We start from the raw sequence: 2321 nt of genomic DNA, 5'->3' as shown, positions 1-2321 counted from the left end.
CCCCCGGATGTGGTCCCAACCTCGGTGTCCCCAACGGGGTCTCTTCTCTTTTCGTGTATAGGGGTATGTTCTCGACCCAACTTCTTCTTCCCACATGAATGTGTAGCAAAAGGTTGGGACCACGGGGTGAGGTTGGGGACACCGTTGTTTTTGAAGCGCTTTTCGTGTCCCCAACCCCCTCCAGAGGTTGGGACAGGGTTGGGACCATCGGGGAGGTTGGGATAGGGCGCCATGAAGAGAGGCCGTGCGTGGGCTACAGGAGTTGCCCACGTGATTTTTGGGTAGATGCGCGGGGACGCGCTATCCTGGAATATGCATGAGGGTTGGCGGGTCTATCCCAAGCTCTTGATCCAGCGTAGGTTTTGGTTGTTGAGGCCAAAAACTCCGGATCGGAAGGACGAGACCCGCCATGACCGAGATTACGCCGCTGCTGCCGGGCCTGTCACCTGTGAACGGCAAGGCGGTGACCGCCCGTTTCGACGGCGGCTCGCTGTCTTCGGATGCGGGGCTGCTGGCCTTGCGAGAGGTGGAGCGGCGGCTCGATGTGGCGGGCAGGCTGGCGGCCTGCATCGACGATCCGCGCGATCCGAGCCGCATCCTGCACAGCGTCGCCGACATCCTCCGGTTCCGGATGATGATGATCGCGGCCGGCTACGAGGATGGGATCGACGCCAACGCGCTGCGCGCCGACCCGGTGTTCAAGATGGCGCTGGAGCGCATGCCGGAGGCACGGGATCTCTGCTCGCAGTCCACCGTCAGCCGGCTCGAGACCCTGCCCGACCGGCGCATGCTGCTGCGCATGGGTCGAGCGATGGTCGAGCTCTACTGCGCCAGCTTCGCGCAGGTCCCCAAGCGGATCACCCTCGACATCGACGACACCTTTGACGCCGTGCATGGCGGCCAGCAGCTTCGGCTGTTCAACGCTCACTATGACGACTACGGCTTCCAGCCGATCGTGGTCTTTGACGGCGCCGGCCGGTTCGTGACCGCGGTGCTGCGCCCGGCGAAGCGGCCGAAGGGCCGCGAGATCGCCGCACATCTGCGCCGCCTGATCCGCGAGATCCGCAGCCACTGGCCGCGCGTGGAGATCCTGATCCGCGGCGACGGGCATTACTGCGCGCCCGAGGTGCTCGACCTGTGCCGAGCGCGCAGGGTGGACTTCATCCTCGGGCTGCCGAACACCAAGGTCCTGCGCCGCCATGTGATGACGCTGGAGGCCTCCACGACTGCGCGCGCCGAGGCCGCCGATGGCGCCACGATCCGCCGCTTTAAGGAATTCCACGATGCCGCCGCCTCATGGAGCCGGGTCGAGCGCATCATCGCCCGGGTCGAGGCGGGGCCTCGCGGCTGCGACACCCGCTTCATCGTCACCAGCCTGACCAAGGGAACCGGCAAGACGCTCTACGAAGGCGTCTACTGCGCCCGCGGCCAGGCCGAGAACCACATCAAGGCCTGGAAGGCCCATCTCGCCGCCGACCGCACCTCGTGCACCAGCGCCGCCGCCAACCAGCTGCGGCTGTTCCTGCATGCGGGCGCCTACTGGCTGATGTGGACCCTGCGCGCCGCCCTGCCGAAACGCTCGCCCTGGCGCCACGCCCAGTTCGACACCCTGCGGCTCAGGCTCGTGAAGATCGCCGCCCGCGTCGTCGAGAGGAAGACCCGCATCGCCATCCATCTCCCGAACGCCTGTCCGGCCGCGCCATTGATGCGCATGGTGCTCGACCGGCTCCCCCGCATGGCGCCGGTCTGAAAACCGGCCTGGCCGCCGCCCCCGCTCACCCAGAAACCGAAACCCCAGAACCTGACACCCAGAACTGCGCCGCCCCGCGAGCGCGTGAGACGCCATGGCCGCGGCAACAAAGACCATCACCCAGGGCACGATACCCGCTCATCGCGACAGCCAACGTGCATAATGCGGGCCATTGCCCGTCTTGATGATACTTGCGGCATAGGGCCTCGATAACTCGAAGCTCCTCGGCTATCAGATGACACGCTTCTTCGAAGTGCGCCATGAAACTTTCGTGTTTCTCAAGGGCTTCGGACGCTAGACGAGATGCATCTGCCGGCGCCGCATGAGCGCCCGTCTTGTTCCTTATCTCGACGCATTCTCGAAGCGCAGAGAACCGCTGCTCGCCATCGTCAGGTTCGGCGTGGTGCCAAAGTAACTCTGCGAGCTTGATAGAACCGAACTGGTTTTCGAAGGCTACACCTACGGATCGCAAGATGCCTGCAAGACATCTTTTCTCGAGACCTTCTACGAAAAGCTGGCTCAAATCGCGGAACGACCCTGCCCATTCGTCCCGGCTTGTCGTGACAGGTGG

Annotated in this window: 2 protein-coding genes; one reads left to right on the top strand and one right to left on the bottom strand. The window is 64.5% G+C overall.

Features of this window, described 5'->3' with window-relative positions; all coding sequences use genetic code 11:
* Positions 1-409: 409 nt before the first annotated feature.
* On the top strand, positions 410-1750 hold the full coding sequence (locus BU124_RS14405; protein ID WP_084864258.1) for an IS1380 family transposase: 1341 nt from the start codon (positions 410-412) through the stop codon (positions 1748-1750).
* 25 nt (positions 1751-1775) lie between these two features.
* Here BU124_RS14405 and BU124_RS14970 read toward each other — a convergent pair.
* Positions 1776-2321: hypothetical protein (locus BU124_RS14970; protein ID WP_218775118.1), on the bottom strand; the 546-nt coding region annotated here is incomplete at its 5' end.

It is taken from the genome of Salibaculum halophilum, assembly GCF_002094885.1.
Lineage (GTDB): Bacteria > Pseudomonadota > Alphaproteobacteria > Rhodobacterales > Rhodobacteraceae > Salibaculum > Salibaculum halophilum.
The sequence above is the reverse complement of the archived record's forward strand: the minus strand, read 5'-3'. Positions and strand labels throughout refer to the sequence as shown.